Origin of the sequence: Mycoplasmopsis gallinacea (genome assembly GCF_900660495.1) — a bacterium.
Classification (GTDB): domain Bacteria; phylum Bacillota_I; class Bacilli_A; order Mycoplasmatales; family Metamycoplasmataceae; genus Mycoplasmopsis; species Mycoplasmopsis gallinacea.
In genome coordinates this window covers 186,413-208,109 of the sequence record NZ_LR214950.1, presented here as the reverse complement: position 1 = coordinate 208,109, position 21,697 = coordinate 186,413, and the positions used below count along the sequence as shown (strand labels likewise).

At 28.2% G+C, this 21,697-nt stretch carries 25 protein-coding genes; 21 read left to right on the top strand and 4 right to left on the bottom strand.

The genetic code is table 4. The annotated features are described in order from the left end of the window. Nucleotides 1–7 precede the first annotated feature (7 nt). The 7 genes from alaS to EXC51_RS00680 are packed head-to-tail and all read left to right on the top strand — an operon-like array spanning nucleotide 8 to nucleotide 6,365. Nucleotides 8–2,632 carry an alanine--tRNA ligase gene (gene alaS / locus EXC51_RS00710; protein WP_129620066.1) on the top strand — a complete coding sequence of 875 codons (2,625 nt, stop codon included), beginning with the start codon at nucleotides 8–10 and terminating at the stop codon, nucleotides 2,630–2,632. Then, nucleotides 2,620–3,072, top strand: a complete 453-nt coding sequence (gene ruvX, locus EXC51_RS00705) for a Holliday junction resolvase RuvX (RefSeq protein ID WP_129620065.1) — start codon at nucleotides 2,620–2,622, stop codon at nucleotides 3,070–3,072. Before alaS ends, ruvX begins: the two co-directional genes overlap by 13 nt. Continuing rightward, nucleotides 3,047–3,784 carry a BC85_0335 family putative methyltransferase gene (locus EXC51_RS00700; protein ID WP_129620064.1) on the top strand — a complete coding sequence of 246 codons (738 nt, stop codon included), beginning with the start codon at nucleotides 3,047–3,049 and terminating at the stop codon, nucleotides 3,782–3,784. Before ruvX ends, EXC51_RS00700 begins: the two co-directional genes overlap by 26 nt. 33 nt (nucleotides 3,785–3,817) lie before the next feature. Next, nucleotides 3,818–4,300, top strand: a complete 483-nt coding sequence (gene greA, locus EXC51_RS00695; protein ID WP_129620063.1) for a transcription elongation factor GreA — start codon at nucleotides 3,818–3,820, stop codon at nucleotides 4,298–4,300. Nucleotides 4,301–4,330: 30 nt separating this feature from the next. Further along, complete coding sequence (locus EXC51_RS00690) at nucleotides 4,331–4,999, top strand: deoxynucleoside kinase (protein WP_129620062.1); 669 nt, start codon at nucleotides 4,331–4,333, stop codon at nucleotides 4,997–4,999. Continuing rightward, nucleotides 4,989–5,537, top strand: a complete 549-nt coding sequence (hpt, locus tag EXC51_RS00685) for a hypoxanthine phosphoribosyltransferase (protein WP_223211643.1) — start codon at nucleotides 4,989–4,991, stop codon at nucleotides 5,535–5,537. The genes EXC51_RS00690 and hpt overlap by 11 nt, the downstream gene beginning before the upstream one ends. 15 nt (nucleotides 5,538–5,552) lie before the next feature. Then, nucleotides 5,553–6,365 (top strand): hypothetical protein, encoded by an 813-nt coding sequence (locus EXC51_RS00680; protein WP_129620060.1) that lies wholly within the window; start codon nucleotides 5,553–5,555, stop codon nucleotides 6,363–6,365. A 41-nt stretch (nucleotides 6,366–6,406) separates the two neighbouring features. Here EXC51_RS00680 and EXC51_RS00675 read toward each other — a convergent pair whose 3' ends face one another. Then, nucleotides 6,407–7,057, bottom strand: coding sequence for a deoxynucleoside kinase (locus EXC51_RS00675; protein ID WP_129620059.1), 651 nt, complete (start codon nucleotides 7,055–7,057; stop codon nucleotides 6,407–6,409). Then, complete coding sequence (locus tag EXC51_RS00670; protein ID WP_129620653.1) at nucleotides 7,041–7,715, bottom strand: deoxynucleoside kinase; 675 nt, start codon at nucleotides 7,713–7,715, stop codon at nucleotides 7,041–7,043. Before EXC51_RS00670 ends, EXC51_RS00675 begins: the two co-directional genes overlap by 17 nt. 118 nt (nucleotides 7,716–7,833) lie before the next feature. On the opposite strand from EXC51_RS00670, the gene EXC51_RS00665 reads away from it, so the two are divergent. The 9 genes from EXC51_RS00665 (at nucleotide 7,834) to EXC51_RS00625 (ending at nucleotide 13,430) form a co-directional block, all read left to right on the top strand. Beyond that, entirely contained in the window at nucleotides 7,834–8,265 is a 432-nt protein-coding gene (locus EXC51_RS00665) for a bis(5'-nucleosyl)-tetraphosphatase (RefSeq protein ID WP_129620058.1), read from the top strand. A 145-nt stretch (nucleotides 8,266–8,410) separates the two neighbouring features. Beyond that, the gene (locus EXC51_RS00660; RefSeq protein WP_129620057.1) at nucleotides 8,411–8,647 is read left to right on the top strand and encodes a hypothetical protein; all 237 of its coding nucleotides are present in this window, start codon (nucleotides 8,411–8,413) and stop codon (nucleotides 8,645–8,647) included. Further along, on the top strand, nucleotides 8,647–9,228 hold the full coding sequence (locus tag EXC51_RS00655) for a diadenylate cyclase (RefSeq protein ID WP_129620056.1): 582 nt from the start codon (nucleotides 8,647–8,649) through the stop codon (nucleotides 9,226–9,228). The genes EXC51_RS00660 and EXC51_RS00655 overlap by 1 nt, the downstream gene beginning before the upstream one ends. A 4-nt stretch (nucleotides 9,229–9,232) precedes the next feature. Further along, complete coding sequence (mgtE, locus tag EXC51_RS00650; protein WP_129620055.1) at nucleotides 9,233–10,738, top strand: magnesium transporter; 1,506 nt, start codon at nucleotides 9,233–9,235, stop codon at nucleotides 10,736–10,738. A 27-nt stretch (nucleotides 10,739–10,765) separates the two neighbouring features. Then, nucleotides 10,766–11,089, top strand: a complete 324-nt coding sequence (locus EXC51_RS00645) for a hypothetical protein (RefSeq protein WP_129620054.1) — start codon at nucleotides 10,766–10,768, stop codon at nucleotides 11,087–11,089. Nucleotides 11,090–11,100: 11 nt separating this feature from the next. Beyond that, nucleotides 11,101–11,655 (top strand): MHJ_0274 family protein, encoded by a 555-nt coding sequence (locus tag EXC51_RS00640; protein WP_129620053.1) that lies wholly within the window; start codon nucleotides 11,101–11,103, stop codon nucleotides 11,653–11,655. Continuing rightward, nucleotides 11,621–12,343 carry a CDP-diacylglycerol--glycerol-3-phosphate 3-phosphatidyltransferase gene (gene pgsA, locus EXC51_RS00635; RefSeq protein ID WP_223211642.1) on the top strand — a complete coding sequence of 241 codons (723 nt, stop codon included), beginning with the start codon at nucleotides 11,621–11,623 and terminating at the stop codon, nucleotides 12,341–12,343. The genes EXC51_RS00640 and pgsA overlap by 35 nt, the downstream gene beginning before the upstream one ends. Before the next feature lie 5 nt (nucleotides 12,344–12,348). Continuing rightward, on the top strand, nucleotides 12,349–12,621 hold the full coding sequence (locus tag EXC51_RS00630) for a hypothetical protein (protein WP_129620052.1): 273 nt from the start codon (nucleotides 12,349–12,351) through the stop codon (nucleotides 12,619–12,621). A 248-nt stretch (nucleotides 12,622–12,869) separates the two neighbouring features. Next, on the top strand, nucleotides 12,870–13,430 hold the full coding sequence (locus EXC51_RS00625; protein WP_129620051.1) for a hypothetical protein: 561 nt from the start codon (nucleotides 12,870–12,872) through the stop codon (nucleotides 13,428–13,430). 67 nt (nucleotides 13,431–13,497) lie between these two features. On the opposite strand, the gene EXC51_RS00620 is transcribed toward EXC51_RS00625, so the two are convergent. After that, nucleotides 13,498–14,091, bottom strand: coding sequence for a hypothetical protein (locus EXC51_RS00620; protein ID WP_129620050.1), 594 nt, complete (start codon nucleotides 14,089–14,091; stop codon nucleotides 13,498–13,500). 76 nt (nucleotides 14,092–14,167) lie between these two features. Further along, nucleotides 14,168–15,004, bottom strand: coding sequence for a DegV family protein (locus EXC51_RS00615; RefSeq protein WP_129620049.1), 837 nt, complete (start codon nucleotides 15,002–15,004; stop codon nucleotides 14,168–14,170). 214 nt (nucleotides 15,005–15,218) lie between these two features. Between EXC51_RS00615 and EXC51_RS00610 the strand changes: the two genes are divergently transcribed. The 5 genes from EXC51_RS00610 (at nucleotide 15,219) to EXC51_RS00590 (ending at nucleotide 21,685) form a co-directional block, all read left to right on the top strand. Further along, nucleotides 15,219–16,232, top strand: coding sequence for a glycosyltransferase (locus tag EXC51_RS00610; RefSeq protein WP_129620048.1), 1,014 nt, complete (start codon nucleotides 15,219–15,221; stop codon nucleotides 16,230–16,232). An 8-nt stretch (nucleotides 16,233–16,240) separates the two neighbouring features. Further along, nucleotides 16,241–16,894, top strand: a complete 654-nt coding sequence (locus EXC51_RS00605) for an RDD family protein (RefSeq protein WP_129620047.1) — start codon at nucleotides 16,241–16,243, stop codon at nucleotides 16,892–16,894. A gap of 32 nt (nucleotides 16,895–16,926) precedes the next feature. Next, on the top strand, nucleotides 16,927–19,113 hold the full coding sequence (locus EXC51_RS00600; protein WP_129620046.1) for an ATP-dependent helicase: 2,187 nt from the start codon (nucleotides 16,927–16,929) through the stop codon (nucleotides 19,111–19,113). Continuing rightward, a complete protein-coding gene (locus tag EXC51_RS00595) occupies nucleotides 19,113–20,714 on the top strand; it encodes an MHO_4530 family protein (RefSeq protein WP_129620045.1) in 1,602 nt (533 codons plus the stop codon). The genes EXC51_RS00600 and EXC51_RS00595 overlap by 1 nt, the downstream gene beginning before the upstream one ends. Before the next feature lie 107 nt (nucleotides 20,715–20,821). Beyond that, nucleotides 20,822–21,685 (top strand): PTS glucose transporter subunit IIA, encoded by an 864-nt coding sequence (locus EXC51_RS00590; RefSeq protein ID WP_129620044.1) that lies wholly within the window; start codon nucleotides 20,822–20,824, stop codon nucleotides 21,683–21,685. The last annotated feature ends 12 nt before the right edge of the window (nucleotides 21,686–21,697 follow it).

Below are 21,697 nucleotides of genomic sequence, written 5' to 3'. Positions count from 1 at the left end.
GGTTATTATGAATTCAAAACAAATTAGACAAATGTGAATTGACTTTTTCCAAAGCAAAGATCACTTTTTAGTTCCTTCACAAAATTTAATTCCTAAAAATGATCCATCACTTTTATGAATCAATAGTGGAGTTGCTACTTTAAAAGATTATTTTTCAGGCAAAAAAATTCCACCTTCACGTAGACTTGTAAACTCACAAAAATCTATTAGAACTAATGACATTGAAAATGTTGGAGTAACAGCAAGACACCATACTTTCTTTGAAATGCTTGGTAACTTCTCAATTGGTGATTATTTTAAAAAAGAAGCTATTGCTTTTGCTGTTGAATTTTTACTTGAGCATTTAAAATTAGATCCAGCTAAACTTTACTTTACTTATTACTATGAAGATTTAGAAACTAAAAATCTTTGAATGAGCCATGGATTTGATGAATCACATTTAATCCCAGGAACTAAAGATACAAACTTTTGAGAAGTAGGGTCAGGGCCTTGTGGACCAAATACTGAAATTTTTTATGACCGTGGACAAAAGTATGATTCACGTGGAATTGAACTTTTAAAAGAAGATATTGAAAATGATCGTTACATTGAAATTTGAAACATTGTTTTTTCAACCTACAATTCAGATGGTGAAGGAAATTACACTGAGCTTAAACAAAAAAATATCGATACTGGTGCTGGGTTTGAAAGAATTGTGTCAATTATGCAAGATGCTCCTACTAATTATGATACTGACTTATTTTTACCTATAATTGCTAAAATTGAAGAATACACAGATTATAAATATGATACTAATAACTACTTTATTAATGATAAAGAGCAAAAAGAAATTAACACTTCATTTAAAGTTATTGCTGATCATATGAGAACAGTTGTTAATGCTATTGCTGATGGAGCTAAACCTTCAAACGTTGGACGTGGATACATTTTAAGAAGATTAATTCGTAGAAGTGTTTATAAAGCAATGCAATTAAAAGTTCATAAAGAAATTTTCTTAAATGAACTTGTAGAAGTTGTAAAAAACTCACTTCCTTTTGAATATGAAACCAAGCCAATTGCTGAAGTAATTAAAAATGAAGAGCTTGCTTTCTCAAAAACTATTGAAAATGGAAAAGCAATCTTAAATGACTTTTTAAAAGAAGATCTTAAAATTTTCCCTGGTGATGTAGCTTTCAAATTATTTGAAACATATGGGTTCCCAATTGAGCTTACCAGCGAAATTTTAGCTGAAAATAACATCAAAATTGATTATGAACAATTCGAAGAAGCTCGTAAGCGTCACTCTGAAGCTTCTAAGGGGGCTAAAGTTTCAGGAATGGATAAGGTAATTAACTCACTTGCCCTTATTACTAAAAAAATGGATCAATTCATTGGTTATGAACACACCCATAACACAACTAATGTTTTAGCTCTTTTAGATACTGAAAAAAATATTGAATCTTCTAACGGAATTAGCTACCTTATTTTAGAACAAACACCTTTTTATGCTACAAGTGGTGGTCAAAAACATGACCGTGGATATATGGTTCAAAACGGAAATAGAATCATTATTTTAGATGTATTTAAAGACAAACACGGAAATCACATTCACAAAGTTGAAGGAAAAGTAAATGTTTTTGATCCTATTGAATGTTTTGTTGATGAAACCATCAGATTAGGACTTGAAAGAAACCACAGTGGAACTCACCTTCTTTTCTGTGCTTTAAGAACTATTTTAGGTGATTCAATTAAACAACTTGGTTCAGATAATAATGAAGAACGTTTAACTTTCGATATGCCAGCTGATAATAAACCAAGCGATGAGCAAATTAAGCAAATTGAAAAATTAGTTCGCTCATACATTGCTAAAGATGTTAAACGTAATTACCTAAATATGACCACAGATAAAGCTAAAGAAATGGGTGCAATCATGACTTTAGAAGAAGCTGAATATATGGATCCTAAAAATGTAAGAATTGTTCAATTCGAAGGAATTACTGCTGACCTTTGTGGTGGAACTCACCTTTCAAATACTGCTAAACTGGAAAACTTTAAAATTACAAACGTAGAGAAAAAAGCTGCTGGAGTTTACCGGGTAAGAGCAATTAGCTCAAACATTTTAGTTGAAGAATTCTTAGAAGAAGAACTTAACAAATTCATTGAAGAAGCTAATAAAGCTATCGAAAGAAATGAAAAACTTAATTCAAATTATGCTTTTGAACTTAACATCCCTGAAGATAAAGAAGAAGCTATTGATTATCTTAAAAATGCAATTGAAAAAATTAGAGAAGATTACAAAACTCTTTTAAAAGAAAAAGAATCAAATGTTGATTTTGATTACGAAAATGTATCTAAAGAGACAATTAATAACCAAGAATTTATTATTGTTTCAAACTTAGATAAAGCTCACATTAAAACAATTGCTACAACACTTAGAGAAAAAAATCCGCTTGCAGTAGTAGTTGCTTCTTCAGAAGGGGATTCAAAAATGCTTGTAGTAGCTTCTAAAGCTCAAGATTCAAACAAAATTGCTCAAGCTCTTTTTGCTATCTTAAACGGTAGAGGTGGTGGAAACGCAATTTTATCAATGGGTAAAATTAGCTCAAGCGAAGATATAACTGAAGTTATTAAAGGTATTAAATGAGAGTTTTAGGAATTGATCTAGGAACTAAAACTTGCGGCTTTGCTATAACTGACGAAAGTGAAATTATCGCTTCAGGTCTTGAAAATTTTATTTTCCCTAAAGAAAATGATTTTAATAGTGCCATTGATAAAATCAAAGAGTACTTAAAAACCTATAAAATAGGTGGATTTGTCCTTGGTTATCCACTTAAAATCAGTGGTGAAAAAAGTCAAAGAACCCTTATGGTAGAAGATTTTTGCAAAATGCTTTTAGAAAATTTTGATTTGCCAATTATGTATGTTAATGAACAAAAATCCACAATTAGAGCTGAAGAAGTAATGATTAACGCTGGAATGACACGTCAAAAAAGAAAACAACACAAAGACAAGCTCGCTGCAGTTATTATCTTGCAAGATTACTTAGATTATTACAGAGGTAAATGAGATGAATATTCTATTAGAAACAGCTAATGAAATAGTAGGAACTTCTTCAAACAACATTTCGCCAGCTACCAGAAATGCTTTAATAATTAGTGCAGTAGTTGCTTTGGTATTAGCTGTTGTCATTTTCATAGTTACCAGAGTTGCAGTGTATAAAATTAATAAAAAATATGCTGATAAAGCTAAAGCTGAAGCAATGATTCAAATTGAATCATTAAGAAACGATGTTGGACTTCTGCCTTTTGAACTTAAAGAATTTTTTAAGTCAAAAGCAAAAGATTTAGATGTTGAAGCTTTAATTAACACAGTTTATCGTAATTCATATAAAGATGTTTTAATCATTGCGCAAAATGATCCATTTGTTTATGCTGCGTTAGCTCAAAAAACTAAGCAAGATGTGTATTTTATTAATCCAGATTTAGATTTAGCTACTATTGATAAAGCTAAAGAGCAATTTCCAAGTGAATTTCCACATTCATTTAAAGAATATAAAGATGAAGCGATTGATTTTTTAGTAATTACAAATACTGAAAAAGATATTAACGAATTATTTGATAAGTATTACTCAAAATTAAAGCCTAACGGAATGATTGCTGCTAAAATTGACCTTTTTGCTAACCATGAAATTAAGTCGCTTAAAAACCATCTTTACATTTCAGATATCAGATGAGAGATTTCACATTTAGATAGTAAATTTTTATTTATTGTTAAAAGTGAAACAATTGAAAATAAAATAAAGTAAAATTAATTTACAAATTATTAAAAGAGGTAAGACATGGAAAATGTAGAAAAAATTTATTTATCCCAAGAAACATTAAAAAAATATAAAGACGAATACGAGCACCTTATTAACGTTGAACGTCCAGAAGTGCAAGCAGCTCTTAAAGAAGCTCGTGCTCAAGGTGACCTTTCAGAAAACGCTGAATATGATGCAGCAAGAGAAAGACAAGGTATTGTTGAAGGTAGAATTTCAGAACTTGAAAAAATTATTGATAATGCTGTAATTATTGAAAATGCAGAATCTGCATATGTTGGAATTGGTTGTGAAGTTACTTTCACAATTGTTGAAGGTGAAGATTCAGGACAAAGCAAAACTGTTATTATCATGGGTTCACACGATTCAAATCCATTTGAAGGAAAAATTTCTAACGTAAGCCCACTTGCAAGCGCAATGATGGGACACCAAGTAGGTGATGTTCTTGAAGTTGAAGCACCTATTAAATACACAATTAGAATTGATTCATTTAAACAAAACTAAGAAATAATAATTACATAACAAGGAGTTAATATGCTGATCGGAATATCTGGAATGATAAGTAGTGGAAAAAGTACACTATCCAAAAAACTTGCGCATCATTTTAAAGAAAATTCAATTTTATTAGATGAATTTATGGAAGATGATGATGTCTTTAATCAAATGCTTAACTGATTTTATGAAAGAAAAGAAAATTTGGACTTAGCATTCCAAGCTTATGTCGTTTCAAAGCATATTGCTTGTGTTAGTGATACTGTAAAACTTTTTAATGAAAAGAAATTAAAAGAAGATAGCGACTTTATCTTCTTAGATCGTTTTAGTGCAGAGCATTACGTTTTTGCCAAAGTAAATTTAAGCCATTTGCCTAAAAAAGTTATTCGCTCTTACGATGCTCTTTTTAACAATTTAGTAAGCGAGCATGATGTGCCTGAATTCGCAATCTTTTTAGATGTTTCTTTTGAAAATTTTAAAAAGAGGATTTTTGAAAGAGGAAGAGAAGTTGAAATTAACAACTGAGAAAAAAACAAAGATTACTTCCAAGTCCTTTATAATACTTACAAAAAAACATTCATTAAAATTGCTACTAAATACAACATTAAATACGAAATTATCGATACAAACATTTTAAACGAAGAGCAGGTTTTTGAGAAAGCTTTAGAGCTTCTTGATGCTTACAAAAAAGGGAGAAATAGTGCAAAGTAAACACCCTTGAGTTGAAAAAGTTTTATATGACCAAAGTTTTATTGAAAGCAAAATCAAAGAATGTGCAAAGTGAGTAAATGAAACTTATAAAGATAGTAAAGATCTTATTTTAGTTGGGCTTTTAAAAGGATCTGTCCCATTTTTAGCTCAGTTAATAAAAGACATTGATGTAGATCATGTGCTTGATTTTATGATTGCAAGCAGCTATAGCGGTTCACATGCTTCTAGCGGTAGTGTTAAAATTATTATGGACTTAGACAATGATATTGAAAATAAAGATGTGTTAATTATTGAGGATATCATTGATAGCGGAATTACGCTTGATAAAATCAAAAAAATGCTTTTAGAAAGACATCCAAAATCGCTTAGAATCCTTACTTTAATGGATAAACCATATAACCGTAAGGTGGATTTAAAAGCTGATAAATTTGGTTTTGAAGTAGAAAATGCTTTCTTAGTTGGGTTTGGACTTGATTACCAAGAAAAACTTAGAAACCTTAACTACATCGGTGTAATGGACAAAAAGTTTATCAAATAAAGAAAGGTGATAAATATGAACAATTTAACTTTTAAAAAAGTACTTCATGCCTTTAATGTTTACAAATGAGTTATTCTTGCATCATTAATCTTAAGTGCTTTATATTTATTTATTTTTATTGATTTTAAGGTGTTTGTAGATACAGTTGATCACTTTAAAAACAATGAGCAATTTACTTCATCAGTAGCATTTAAAAATAATTTATTTGCAATGCAAGATTTTCCTGGTCTTATTTCATTCCTTATTTTATTTTTAGTTACTGCTACCCTTGTTTTTGTAGGTCATTACCTTAAAACTAAAGAAAAATTATCACAAGGATACATTGTTGGTCTTACCGGTGTAATCCTTGGTTGATTCTTACTTTTACACTACATTATGCTTGCTGTGGTTTATAGCACAAACTGACCAGTGGATTTTCAAGCTTATAATAGCTTAGATGATGATTCAAAAATTCTTGGTTCAGCTTACCTTTTCACATTTAGAGCAATTTATTTATATTTAGTAGCTATTTTCTTTATCAGAAGAATTAACAGCATGAAATGACTTTTAGTATTTCTTTTAGTGTGAATGGGATTACAAATGGCTTGAGCAGGTCTTACTCTTTTAATTGATAATTCATATAATAATCAAACAAGCCACATCGTATCTTATGTAATGAGCTTTATCTCTCCAGGTTCAAACCAATTTAACAACATCAATTCAAATGGAATCTTTGTACATCCAATTTTACAATCAATTCCTTACTTAATTCACTTTGCTCTTGTTTGAGCTATGACATTAAGCAAAAAATCAATTTTCAAATTATCACAATTAGCAAACAATAATTAGAAATTAAAACTATCACAAAGACTTGTGATAGTTTTTTATACCTATTTTTTAAGCTCAAAAGCATCAATGAGCGCAATTGCCTTTTTTAAAACCTCTTCTTCATTAAGTTCATTAGTATCAATAATTTCATAGCGCACTTGATACTGGTTACATAAAGAAATAAAGTTATCTTTATAGTTGCTATGAAGCTTTTTGTAATAAGCTTCATTAGTTTCTCAATTAGCTATTTCAGCTTCCCGATTTCGAGCAAAAATCCGCTTTTTAAAGGTTTGAAAATCTAAATCTAAAAAGATTACAAAGTCAGGAATATTGTTAGCATTAATTAAACTATTAGCTATCTTTTGATAAGCTTTTCATTGCCTAGAATTAGGCTCAAACGCAATTTGACTAAATATAATATGTTCTACTGAAAAGCGATCCAAAAAGATATAATACTGTTCATATTTACCTTTTAAGTTCGCTTCTTTAATTTCTAATTCACTAATATGTGAATCTAAAACGTAAGTTTCAAAAGCTAATGTCACGTTAGGAATATGTTCTAGATGTCATTTTAAAAGATTGTTAAAAACTTCATCATCTTCTTTAAATTCTTTTAAAGAATCTGAAGGAGCTATTTTTTTGAAATGAGATGCTAAATGATTAACTAATGTGCTTTTTCCTGAAGAAATCATTCCGCTAATTGCTATTTTCATTTTTACCTCTTTGATTTTTTACATCATTAATTATTTTTTGCGCTTGCAAGAAAACATCTTCTTCACTTTTACCGTTTGTATCTATAATTTGGTACTGAACGTTAAATTCCTCACACATTTTAATAAACTCTTTTTTGTAAATGCTATGAAGCTTTTCTCAGTAAGTAATGTTCTTGCTTCAATTATTTACTTCTGCTGGTCGATTTCTTTTAAAAAGACGTTTTTTAAAGGTCTCAAAATCCATATCTAAATAAATCACAAAATCAGGTAAAGATTCAGGAGTAATTAATTCATTTAGACCTGCTTTATACACTTGCAAGTATTTTTTATCTTGCATATAACCAAAATCCACAAAAGCAAAAATGCAATGTTCAAGTGGAAAGCGATCAAGGAAAATAAAACTATTTTCAAGATTATTTTTAACCATTTTTTTACGGATTTGATGTACCCGTTCTACATGGCTATCAATAACATAAATATCAAAACTTAATCCAACATTAGGTTTGTGTTGTAAAAATCAATTTAAAAGGTTTTCAAAAACAAAATCTTTTGCATCATACTCATCTAAAATTAAGTTGTTTACACCACATTTTTGAGCCAATTGCTTCACTAAAGTACTTTTTCCTGAAGATATCATTCCACTAACTGCTACAATCATTTTTACTCCTTTAAAAACTTTAATTCATTATATCATTAAATAATTTACCACCGTTTAATAAGTTCATTTTTTGACTTTTTATAGGGATAAAAAAGTCAAAAAAATCTATAATAAAGAAATGAAAAAATACGATGAAAAATCTTGCGGTGCAATTATTTTTAAAAAGTTTCAAAAGCAATGAAAAGTTCTTTTAATTAAGCAAATTAATAAAGATTGAGGTTTCCCTAAAGGTCATATGGAAGCTGGTGAAAATGAGTTAGAAACTGCAATTAGAGAAGTGAAAGAAGAAGTCTCACTTATAGGTATTGATATTGATACAAAATATCAATATTCAAATAGCTACATTTTGCCAAGTGGTAAAAGCAAAATTGTAGTTTATTTTTTAGCAAACTACAACGGAAATAGCGAACCAAAATATTTAAAAAGTGAACTTTTAAAAGCTAAATTTGTACCTATTTCACGCGCTATGTGCTTAATTAGTAAAAAGTCTGTTAGTGACATTTTAAAGCTTGCTTGAAGTGATTTTAAGGTAAAAAATAGACTAAAATAAAACAAGTTGCGCTAAATTAAATTTTTAAAAATAATTTTTTTAATTTATAATATAAATAAACATATACATGTTTATTTTTTACTATAAATTGCCAAGAAAATAGGCCATAAAAAGGGTTATTTTTTTTGTAAAAAGGAGGTGTAAGATGAATAAAGAATCTGAAAAAGAAAAATTGGATTTAATTGAAGTAAGAAAAAGAGAGATCGAACTTGATCGAGCTGAAGCTGAAGCAGAAAAAAGTGAACAAGGCCACAAAGAATATCAAAAAATGTTACCTTGATATAAAAAAGATTTATTCTTTAATATCTTAGGTGCTATCGCAACTGTTTTTGTGATTGTAGGTTTAACTCTTATTGCCTACAATATTAAATTCTGAGTATAATGCATCAAACTATTATTACATTATTAATTTTTGTGGTTATCCTTTTAGTTGCATTGCTTTCAATCACTTTATATCCATACATAACCAATTTCATCACCAATAAATTTACTAAATCTAAATACGATAAATTAGGTAGAAGTAGTCAGATTCGTCTTATTAACCAACTAAGAGAAACTGTTGAAAACCTTTCAAGAAGAAGAGTAGGTGCTTTAATTACCATTGAAAACAATGATAATATTGACAACCTTAGAACTGATGGGATCGTTTTAAATGCCAATATTTCAAGCGCTCTTTTAATTGCTATTTTTAATAAAAACTCTCCGCTTCATGATGGAGCTGTAGTAATTCGTGATAACAAAATTTATTACGCAGCTACTTTTTACAAAATCACACGTAAGAGTTTAAAAAATAGCTATGGTTCAAGACACCGTGCTGCATTTGGAATTTCAGAGCAATGTGACGCAACTACAATCGTTGTTTCTGAAGAAACCGGAAAAGTAATTTTAATTAGGGGTGATTTACACACTGAAGTAAAAATCGAAGAATTCCAAGAAGAACTTATAAAATACCTTAAGGATTAATTAAATGGCTGATTTTGACAAAGATAAACAAGTTTTAGATGAGCAAGAATATTCAATTGATTTCTTGCAAGCTAAAATTAAACAACTTGTTGATAATAAATCAATCCGTTTACTTAGAGAATTTTTCGAAGAATACCCTATTGCTGATTTAGCTCAAGCCCTTGAAAGTCTTGATTTAAAAATTCAGCTTTTTTGCTTTAGAACCTTAAAAACTGATATTGCAGCCGAAGTGTTTTCATACCTTGAAGATGATGCTAAAACTAAGTTAGTGCACTCATTTACCGAAGAATGAGGGATGGAAATTATTCAAGAACTTCAATCTGATGAACTTGCTGATTTGCTTGAAGATCTTCCAGTGAATTTAACTAGAAAGATTTTAGCTGAAGCAACCCAGGAAAAAAGAGAAAAAGTTAATAGCATCCTAACTTATTCAGATGATCAAGTAGGAAGCATTATGAGCGTGGATATTTCCATTCTTAAGTCTAATTGAACTTGTAAAAAAGCACTTAGACAAATCAAGCGTGATTATAAGAAAAATGCTGAAATGAGCCACAGCTTCTACATCACTGATGAAAAAGGAATTTTCTTAGGTTCAATTACGCTTGAAGAACTTGTGTTTAACAATGATGAAGATGATCTTTTAGAAGATCTTTATACAGTAGTTGCTACTGTGCACCCTTATGACGATAAAGAAGATGCAGCGCAAATCTTCTCTGAACATGACCGTTCAACCTTACCAGTTGTTTCAAAAGATAACTTTTTAATTGGGATGATTACTTCCGATGATGTTATTGACGTTATTCAAGAAGAAGCTACTGAAGATATGTATAAACTTGCTGGGATTAACCCAGAAGGTTCAGAAGAAGGATACTTAAAAACTTCAGTTTTAAAAATTGTTAAATCCAGAGTTTTCTGATTAATTATTTTGATGATTTCAGCTACAATTAGCCAGTATATCATCCAAAAATTCACCGATTTAAGTGAAAATATGATCGCAATGTTTAATGCTGGAATTTCTACTGCAGTTATTGTTTCGTTAATCCCAATTATTAGCGGTAGTGCTGGTAATGCCGGTTCACAATCTTCAACCACAATTACCCGGGCTAGTGCGCTAGGTGAAATTGAAGATAAAGACCTTAAACGTGTTATTGGTAAAGAAATTGCAGTTGGAGCAGTCATTGGAGTTATTTTATTTATCGTGAATGTCATTCGGCTATTTATCTATTTTGCGATTTTTAAAGATAATACTCAATGAGTTCCAATTATTTTCGTAATTTTAGCTAGCTCACTTTCATTATTTTTAGTTGTTATTTTATCTAAGTTTTTAGGTACAATTATCCCAATTTTAGCTATCAAATTTAAAAAAGATCCTGCAGTTATGTCTGCGCCAATTCTTGCCACTCTTTCAGATGCAGTTTCAACTTTAATTTTCTTTGGAATAAACATTTTATTCTTATATATTGGGTCTAAATCCGGAGTTTTCCATCAGGCAATAGCACCAATATCATAGTAATTTTAAATAAAGTAAGGAACAAATATGAACACAGTTGATATAGAAAAAATCAAGTTGCTCGCTGAAGATTTACTTGAATCTAAAAAAGAAGTATCTGAGCTTAATAAACTTCTTAAACAAGAATTTAAAGATATTGAAATTGAAGTTGATGAACCACTTTCAAATGGTGGAAGAATTACTTATAAAAAATCAGAGCCTAGAACTACCTTTGATTTTAAAGGATATAGCGCTTTCTTACATAATGCAATCAAAGAAGGTAAAAACTATACAGAAGAAGAACTTGATTTAATTATGAAAGAATTTGCCATTGAAAAAGAAGGTAAATGATCAATTAAATTGAAAAAATAGAAAGGACAGAAATGAATTTAGGTTTAGACAATGCTGTAATATGAATTATTCTAGGGGTCTTTTTAGCCCTTTTAATTGGATTTTTCATTTATTCATTTATTAAAGAAAAAATTCAAAGAAAAAAAATTAAAGAAGCTGCTGAGCTTTTAAAAAATGAAGGTGAAGTTTTTCACCGTGAAATTGTTATTAAAGTAAATCAACTCATTAGATTAAACCAAGAACAACTTGATAATTTTGAAGTAAGTATTGGTAAATACAAAATGAGTGATATCACTTTAAGCGCACATAATATCTTAAAAAATTATGCTGCTAGCGATTCATTTAAAACATACATCACAAATGAACCAAAATATAAAGATTTCTTAATTAATTATGTAGCTTTAAAAGACAACAAATCAAATCTTTGAGCAAACAAGCAAGCAAATGAAATTAAATATTTCGAAAAAGCTTTCAAAAACTTACCAGAAAATTATGTTTTAGAAATAAGAGATATGGATAAAATTATTAGCGATATTAACGAGGAGTATGAAAATGAGATTTCTCAAAGAATTAAATCTACCAAATAAATTAACCTTGCTTAGAATTGCTCTTTTTATACCAATGATTTTTTTAATGATTGCAAATATTTATATCTTGAGAACATCAGATGGATTTTGATGGTCATATATGAAAGGTGTAGAAAATTCTAACGTTAATTTTGATGCATTAATAACTACATATTCATTAAATGGTTTATACACAAAAATAGGTGCAATTGATATTGTTATTCTTCTTTTCTTTATTGGTGCAATGGTAACTGATTTTCTTGATGGGTATTTAGCAAGAAAAAACAATCAAGTAACTGAATTTGGTAAATTATGAGATCCACTTGCGGATAAAATTATTACAACCTTAACACTTATTTATTTTGCAGTAATGAACTACGTTCCTTTTTGAATAGTTTTAATTTTTGTAATTAGAGATTTAATTGTTGATGGTTCAAGAGTTACAATGGCTAAAAATAACATCAGCGTTGAAGCTTCACTTTGAGGTAAATTAAAAACATTAATTATGACTGCTGGAATTATTATTGTTTTCATTTATCAACTTGTTTTCTCATTTAATATTGAAAAAATTACATACTTTCACAAAAATGCACAAAGCTGAGCTCCTTTTATAGTTTCGATTCCTTTATTAGTTGCTGCTGGTTTTAGCGTCTTTTCTGGATTTTTATACGTAAGAAAAATTTGACCTATTATTAGAGAATCAAAATAATTTTTATGAAACATAACCAAAACAAAAATTTTGATTTTATTGATCAAGATACACTAAGTAAAACAATGTCAATTGACATTGAAACGATTGAAAAACAACCTTTAAAATACAAGCAAAAATTAGCTGAAGAAATTATTGAAGAGAATAAATTTACACCAGAGCAAAAAGCTAAATACTTTCGTTCTAAAGTTGTGTATGTCTTTGCTATTTTAAGCATTTTACTTATCATTTCAATTCTTTCATTTTTAATTTACTTGATAGTGATAAAAATAATTTAATTAAGTCCTTTCCTACAAAGTAGGAAAGGTTTTTTGTTATTTTAGATATCTATAACACCCATTTAGAGACAGTGCTCACCGCCGCTTTTAATTCCTTGTATAAAAATTGTTATTTATCTAAGTAAAAATGGTAATTATTTTTATAAATAATAATTCAGTCAAGATTTAGATAAAATCAAATTAAGATATTTTATTTATGTATTTATATAGTTTCATAAGAAAATTACTTATGAGAATGGGGGTTTGAAATGCTTGGTATTGAATTTATTTTTTACCCAACTTCTAAACACAAATATGTTAATGCGTTATTTTTTGCACTAATTTCTTCTTTTCTTTTATCTACGTTCTTTTTAATGGCCGTATCTGCTTATACTTGAACAGATAATGATTCTAAAATATTTTCAAAAGTTTTCAACACTATTTGTGTGCTTGTGTCGTTTCTATCTTTTATTTTATCTAGTTTATTCCATTATAGTTATCGAAGAAAATATAAAAATGATGAAATTGACAATACAAAGCAATATAAAAACAAATTATTTTTAATAATATTTTCTGTTTTTATTTTAATTTTGGTATTAATTTTATCCTATGTTATGTTTTGGATATTCAATCTTAATTTTAAAATCATTAAATGAGAAGTCCCTTCTTCAGTTTATAGTTTAATTCAAATTCCTATAATTTTTTGCCAATTCTTTTTTCCTCTAGTTTACTTTTCTACGATATTTTATTTTGCTATATATTTAACAAATAGAAGAAGGGCTTATAAAAATAAAAGAATTTTAAACACTTTACCTTTTAGAAAAGAATAATTATCATTTTGAGAGCTAATTAACTTTATATAAAAACACCTTTCCTTAATAATTAGGAAGGGTGTTTTTATATAAGTTTATCAATTAAAGAAGTGATTAACTCTTTTTCTTCTTTATCCACAAATTTAGGCATTTTTGAATTATCAAAATCTAGACCTTGCTTAAATAAATTAAAGTTTGTGTTTAAACTAAAATAGTTGCTTAAAATTCATTTTAAATGATCAATTTTGTTATAGCTAAGAATTTCATTTAAAATTTGTTCATGCACTAATTCTGGCAACATAAATCCAAATCCAGCGTCAATAATTTCAAAATTAAGATCAATATAAGGTGAATTATCATTTACATTAAAATAACCATATTTTTTGCTATGTTCTAAAATGTTAACTACTTTAAAAAAACGGTTATATTTATGTCCTAAAGGTGTAAGTTCACCTTTAGAGTTATATAAAAGTGGGCTATTGCTATTTTCGTTTATAATCAATTCGTAATTATTTGAGATCTCAGAAATGGTTTTGAGATTTTTGTCTGCTAAAGTTTTGTTAAATAAGTTTTGATACCCAAATTGATAATAAAAGTTAATAATAAATGGTTCCTTAAAATACTTAAAATGCTTAATTACAAACTTTTTAATAACTTCAAATTCTTTTTGTTCAATCATTTATTTCTCCTAGTTATATTTTAATAAATTCGCTTCAAAATAAAAATGTAGAAACTAAATTCTACATTCTAAATAATTATTTTAATGCAAGTTTTGGCATTGCAATTAAAGCAACAGCTTCAGGTCCAGTATGAATTGCAATTGTCATTGGTGTTTTTTGAACAGTATCAAGCTTAATATCGTTTTCTTGCACTATTTTATTGACTGTATCATTATTTTTTTGATCAATTCCGCAAATAAGGGAAATGTCAAAAGAATCCTTAATTTTCACTAATTTTTCAGTGATTTTTTGGAGCGCACCTGCAAATGTTCTTTTAAGAGCTACCGGTGATACGGTACCATTTTCTTTGTACTCAAGAACTGGAATCATTGCAATTTTAGTCATAATGAATTTTTTAACACCTGTTAAACGCCCACCTTTAATCATGTAATTTAAATTAGTTGGGACAAGGAAAGTTAATGATTCTTGATTAATTTGGTTCATTTCGCTAAGTAATTGATCAATATTTTGGTGCTTTTTGAAATGTTCAAGTGCAAAATTTGCAACTTTTGTAATTTGACTTCCAACTAAATGGTTATCAAAAATATGAACATTTTTAAAGTTTTGAGCAATGGTTTTAGCATATCTTGAAGCTGAAGAAAGATTTTCATTAATCCCAAGGTAAATTACCTCATCAAATTTTTCTGAAGCTTCAGTAATTGAAGTTTCAATTCGATCAAGTCTTGGAAGTGAAGTTAAGAAAGTATTAGCTGTAAGTAATTTTTCTAAAAGATTTTCAGTTGAATCAATGCCATCTTCATAAACTTTTCCATTAATTTCAATTTGTAAAGGTAAGAAATAAAAACCTTGTTTTTGTGCTTCTTTTTGTGTAATTCCACTAAAAGAGTCAATTATTATACCTAATGTTTTCATAAATCATATTATATAGATAATTTTGAATTTGTTAATGTTATGTAGCATAAAAATATTTTCTGTCATTTGTCCTGGAAAATTAACACTTTAAATATTCATTATATACAAAAGCAAAGTAACAGGTGGCAAATATGGTAAAATTTTAATATATATTTTAAGGCTATAAGTTATCTAAATTTATAGCAAATTTATTTTTTAACTTAAAAGGAGCAAAATGACCATTTCGTTAATCTCGCTTGATAATACAAACGAAAAAACAGTTGATACATTTTTAAAATCATTGCAGAGCCAGGATAACCAAGATTTTGAAGTAATTATTTGCTTAAATAAAAAAACTGAAGCTAAAAAAATCTTTAAGGTGCTCCAGAGCTACAAAAGCTTTTTTGGAACAAGGCTTGTGGTAATTTACAATTCAAAAATTAACAACTTCCAGCATAATTTAATTAGTGCTTTCCGTGTCATTAAAGGTGATTATTTCACTGTTTTAAATTCAACAACTAACTTGAAAAGATATCACATAAGCACCTTAATTAAAGCAGTTAAAGAACAATCAGCTGATGTTATTGAATTCAAGCCAAGAATCATTGGTTCAATTAAATGAAAACCAGCCAAAAGACTTGAAGCAGAGAAAGAAATGAAAATTGCTAATAACCAACAAATTCTTGCCTATACATTCCCGATGATATTTAACAAAGTATTTAAAACAAGCCTTGCTAAAAAATTAATGAAGTACAAAGTTGAAAATAAAAATGATACTAAGTTTTGTCTTGAAGTTATGTATATGTTAATGTTCGAAGCTAAAAAATACATTTATTTAGATTATCGTATCTTTAAGGAAAACTTAGGTTCTGATGTATGACTTGTGTCAAATCACTTTTTAAGAACCTTCAACCTTTTAATTTCATATCTTAAAAATAGCAACATTAAATTAACTCAAGAATTAACATATGCTAAGTATTACTTTTTAAAATTAATTCTTTCAGGGATTTTATCAGGAACAACTTTTGCCTATAAAAACATTTGATCAGAGAAAAATGAAATCTCTGAAAAAAGAAGTCAACTTTTAATTGATAAGCACTTTAAATTAATCCAGGAACTTGAATCAAATAATGAATTCCAGGTTTTTACAGCTTCGAATTTATATATGAACGTTGTTAATAACGAAGTTAAAGCACTTAAAAACAATTGAAAAAATAAACAAAGCAAAATATTAAGTTCATTAGAATAAGAAATAATATGTACGAAAACGCTCCTTTTTGAAAAAGATTTTTATCTAACTTTTTAGATTTCGTGATTGTTTTTTCTTTTTCAGCTCTAATTGTCTTTTTTGCAACTAGCTCTGACAAAGAAAGTTTTACACCAAATTTTTATAATATTAAGCTACCAATTTTATTAATTATTTTACTTATTAGTGCTTATTATTTACTAACACCAATAATCACTAAAGGAAAAACATTAATGATGCTTGTTTTTCGCATTAAAATAATCGATAACTCTAATAAAAAATTTAAAGTTCTATCATTTTTAAAACGTAACATCGTTGGTTGTTATGTTTGAATTTTGATCTTCTTAATTAGTGTTATCTTTTTTAGCCCCTTACAATTATCAGAAATGGGAAATATTAAAGAAAGCGACAACACTTTAAGCATCCTGAATGTTTTCAAAAATGTAATTGGATACTTTATCTCAATTTGATTTGTGATTATGGCAGTGAATTACATCATCATTATTAAAAATTCAAAGCGAAATGGGGTTAGTGAAGTTATAAGCGGAACTAGAGTTGTTAATTGAAAAATAGTGCAAGAGAGTAAAAAAATTCAAGATATTCCAATTTATCCATTTTATAAAAAATACCGCAACATTGTTTATTATCAAGTTGATAAATTTTAGCTACAAGCTATCAAAAAAAGAAAGGGAAACATATGATTACCAAAAAAATTGATTTGTTATCAGATTTAAATGAATCACAAAAAGAAGCTGTGGTGTATTTTGATACAAATTTAAGGATCATCGCAGGTGCTGGAAGTGGTAAAACAAAAGTATTAACAAGAAAAGTTTCTTATCTTGTTAATGATCTTGGAATTAGTCCAAGTAAAATTCTTGCTGTTACTTTCACTAACAAAGCAAGCAATGAAATGAGTGATAGAATTAACAAATATATCCAAGATACTTCAAGTGGAAAAGTGCATATTTTTACTTTCCACTCATTTTGTTCTTGAATTTTAAGAAGCCATATTGACAAAATTGGTTATAAAAAAAACTTCTTAATTATTGATGAACTTGACAAAAAACAAATTCTTGCTGATATTTACAAAAGATTAGATGTTTCAACTAATGAAATTAGTTATAAAAATATGATCCAATACATCACTTGAGCTAAAAATAATCACTACAATATGAAAGAAATGCAAGAAAATCTTAATGATACTGATTCAGATCTTATTCCTAAAATTTACCAAGAATACCTTAATGAACTTGCAACTAAAGGATCTTTAGATTTTGATGATTTAATTATCAACACTAACATTCTTTTTGATGTAAGATCAGATGTAGCTAAAGAATATCAAAAATACTTTTCATATATTTTAATTGACGAGTTTCAAGATACTTCACAAATTCAATATGACATTATTCGTAAAATTGTTGGGGCAAATACTCACTTAACAATCGTTGGAGATCCAGACCAAACCATTTACAACTGAAGAGGGGTTGATGTTAATTTAATTTTAAATTTTGACAAAGAGTTTCCTGATGCTAAAACAATCGTGCTTGATACCAACTACCGTTCTACTAAAGTTATTTTAAGAGCAGCTAATAAATTAATTAAAAACAATAAAAACCGGTTTAATAAAGATTTAGTAACTAACAATGAAGAAGGTGTCGAAATTGAATTTTACCACGGATTTAATGTTGAAGCCGAAGCTAGATGAGTAGTCCAAAAAATTAATGAGCTTAAAAAACAAAAAACTCAACTTAAAAATATCGCTATTTTATACCGTGCTAATTACTACTCACGTCCTTTTGAGGAAGCTTTAATTAACGAAAATATTAATCACAAAATTTTTAATGGAACTAAGTTCTTCCAAAGATCAGAAATTAAAGATGCTATTGCTTTTTTAAGAGTAATGTTTGATGGCAACGAAGTAGCGCTTGAAAGAATTATTAATGTACCAAATCGTGGAATTGGTGAAAAATATCTTGCTAAAATTAAAGAATTTGCAAAATCTAAAGGTATTTCTTTAATGACCGCAATTTATAAACACATTAAAGATCTTCCAGTGCCTAAAACTTTAATTGCTAAGTCAATTTTCCCATTTGTCCAAGAGATTTTAAAATACAAAAAAGCTTTAGAGTCTAACAAAATTAGTGTTACATTAAACACTTTCTTAGAAAGTATTAACTATTACAAATACATTGAAAATAACAAAAACCTTCGTGGATCAGCTGCTGATAACGTTAGAGAATTGATTAACTCAATTGATAACTGAGAGAAAAATAACAAAGGTAAGGGAGTTCAAGATTACCTTAATATGGTGTCTCTTTTATCAGTTACTGATGATAGTGATAGCATTAACAATTACGTTTCACTTATGACGATTCATGCTTCTAAAGGTCTTGAATTTGACAATGTCTTTTTAGTAGGTCTTACTGAAGGAATTTTCCCAACTTCAAAATCAATTATTCACGAAGAAGGCCTTAGTGAATTTAGCCCACTTAATAATGCTGAAGATGATCTAATTGAAGAAGAAAGAAGATTAGCTTATGTGGCCGTTACAAGAGCTAAAAAACAACTTTTCATTAGTGATAGTAGGGGAAAATTAATTACTACAAACGAAGATAAAAAACCTTCTCGTTTCATTGAAGAAATGGGTATTGATATTAACAAAACCATTTTATATACAGATTTTAAAAACAAAGATGATGATAGTTCATCAAAAACAGTTCAAAATAGCAAAATTATTAAAGGAGACATCATTAGCCATATTGCATTTGGTGAAGGTGAAGTTCTTGAAGTAATTGGACAAGATATAGTTGTTTCATTTATTAAAGACGGAAAGGAAAGAACACTTAATAAGGAACACCCTTCAATTAAAGTGATCTCAAACTAATGCTTTTAATTATTTTGCTTTCGATTTTTGCATTCTTAATAATGGTATCTATTTTCATAGCTACCTTATTTTTCTTTTACTTGCGTTCTTCATCTGGAATCATTCTTTTTAAAATTGACAACATCAACAAAAGGGCGTTAAGATTAAGTGCAAAGTATCATTTTTTCTCAATTATTTTTGATAGCAAGAAAACTAAATTCAACCAATATTCATACATTGAACTTAGTGAATTTTACAAGTTCTTTGATAAAAAAACTAAGGATATCATTAGCGAATACATCGACAATCCAAAGGATCAAAAAGAGCTTGAAATCGAATTTAATAACAATTTTTACAATAGCAAAAATTTAACTTTATTTGAACGAATTGTTATCAGACTTGATACAACATTAAAAAAACATGAGCCTTACTTTTTAACCATTAATAACGTGGGTAATGGAAATTACATTTGTTCAATTAAATGAAACCGTAAAAAAGTTTTTGACAATCGAATTGTGCTCCCTTATTTTAAAAATAACCTGCAAGAACTCAAAACCAATTCTGAAAGTAATTACGTGCTTGCTTTTGCACTCAAACCTTATTATTTTATTAACCAAATTGCTGCCGAAGATATTTCAAGTATCTACAATATGCTTGCCATAAACGAGAAAAAACACAAGTTCTTTTATAACCGTGATTCTTTATTTGTCGTGATACCTAAGAAAAGACAAAGCAAAGGCTACTATACACATTTTTCAAACATTATTGCCCAAATTAACAAATCATTTGTCTCTTCTAAATTATTTATTGCAGCTACTATTTTTGAATATGGAAAAATCTCAGCAAACCAAGATTTAAACAACATTTCCAACTTAATTAATTACTCTATTTTTAACATTTTAAATGACCGTAGCAATTATGAAAGCTACATCAATATGGATAAAAGTTTCATTGAAAGTGATCGATATAAAAATTTCCTTGATTCATATGTAACTTACATTCGCAAAAATACTTCGAATGAATTTGGAATTGTTGTTGAAAATGTTATCAATTACAACTCACAAAATGCTTCGGATATTCAAATTGCTAAAATCATTACTAAAGATTTTGATCCAAGTTTAGAGAAATTCTTTAAAAACATTCCTTACTTAAATTTTCGATTTGAATTAGCTTGATATACTTATATCCAAAATAAATTACCAAATGTTTCTAAAAAAACACTTTTTAAAGTATCTCAAGAAGTATTTATTCACGATCAATTCACACACAATGAAAAATCACCTTCATGTCTTGTGTACGCTTACGATTCAGTCTTTAACTATGATCAATTAAAAACAATTATTGCTGAAAATTTAGAAAATAAAATCCCAACTTCAATTTATGTTAATACCATTGATAAGCCGATTTTGAATTTAATTGACAACCTTAAAATTCAATTAATTGTTATTGGCGGTCAAATTGCGAGCAAGATTGATAAAACAGATATTTTATTTGATTGCATTAACATTACTTTAAAAGCTAAAAAGAACAACACTAAAACAATTTACGAAAACTTACCTAAGAATCTAGATAGTTTTATTGTTAAAAAAGCTGATATTTTAGGTACTTATTCAACCAAATAAATTTGTGCAAAAATTCCACAATTTTTTTAAATTTAAAGTTGAATTAAGATTTTAAAAATTAAATTTTAATAAAATTTAATAACTATAAACTCATTAGGGAGGCGAAAATGGAATTCTTTAAAAAATTATTTTGTAGAAAAAACAAAGTAGAAGTTCCAGCTAACGTAAGAAAATTAATCGATGCTCTTGGTGGAATCAACAACGTTTTAGCATACAACAACTGTGTTTCTCGTTTAAGATATGACGTTAAAGATATGTCATTAATTAACAAAGATGAACTTATTAATCTTGGGTTCAAATATGTAATTTACTTCGAAGGTCAAAACCACGTTCAAATCGTTTACGGTGTAGGTGTTGAAGAATTTAACAAATTAGTTAAAGACTCAGTGCCAACATTAAAAGCTGAATACGAAAAAGAAATGAAAAAAAACAGACATCAAAAAATTGCACAAGTAGTAGAACAATCTAAAAAAGAGGAAGAAGAAGCAGAAATTCCTAACCTTAGAAGAGTTAAAGCTCCTACAAGTGGAAAAGTAATTACTCTTAAAGAATTAAACGATGGTGTATTTTCAGAAGGAATGGTTGGTGAAGGTGCTGCGATCATTATGGAAGGCGAAGATGTTAATGGATTTATAAACATCGTTGCTCCTTTTGACGGAACAATAACAATGCTTCCAGCTAACAAAAACCAATTCATTTTAAAAGGTGACTTTGGTGCTGAAATCGTTGTATTAATTGGTTTAGATAGCTATAAACTTAACGGAATTGGTTTTGAAGATGCTTTACCATTAAACTCAAAAGTTTTAGCTGGTGAAAAAATTATGTCAGTTAACTTAAGAAAAATGAGAGAAGAAAATCTTGATACTCATTTAATTGTTGCTGCAACAGGTGATTCACAATACAAAAAACTTAAAGATTTAAGACCAGAAGCTTCAATTTCTCACACATTCATGAAACTTGAAAAAATCTAATAAGTAAAAAAA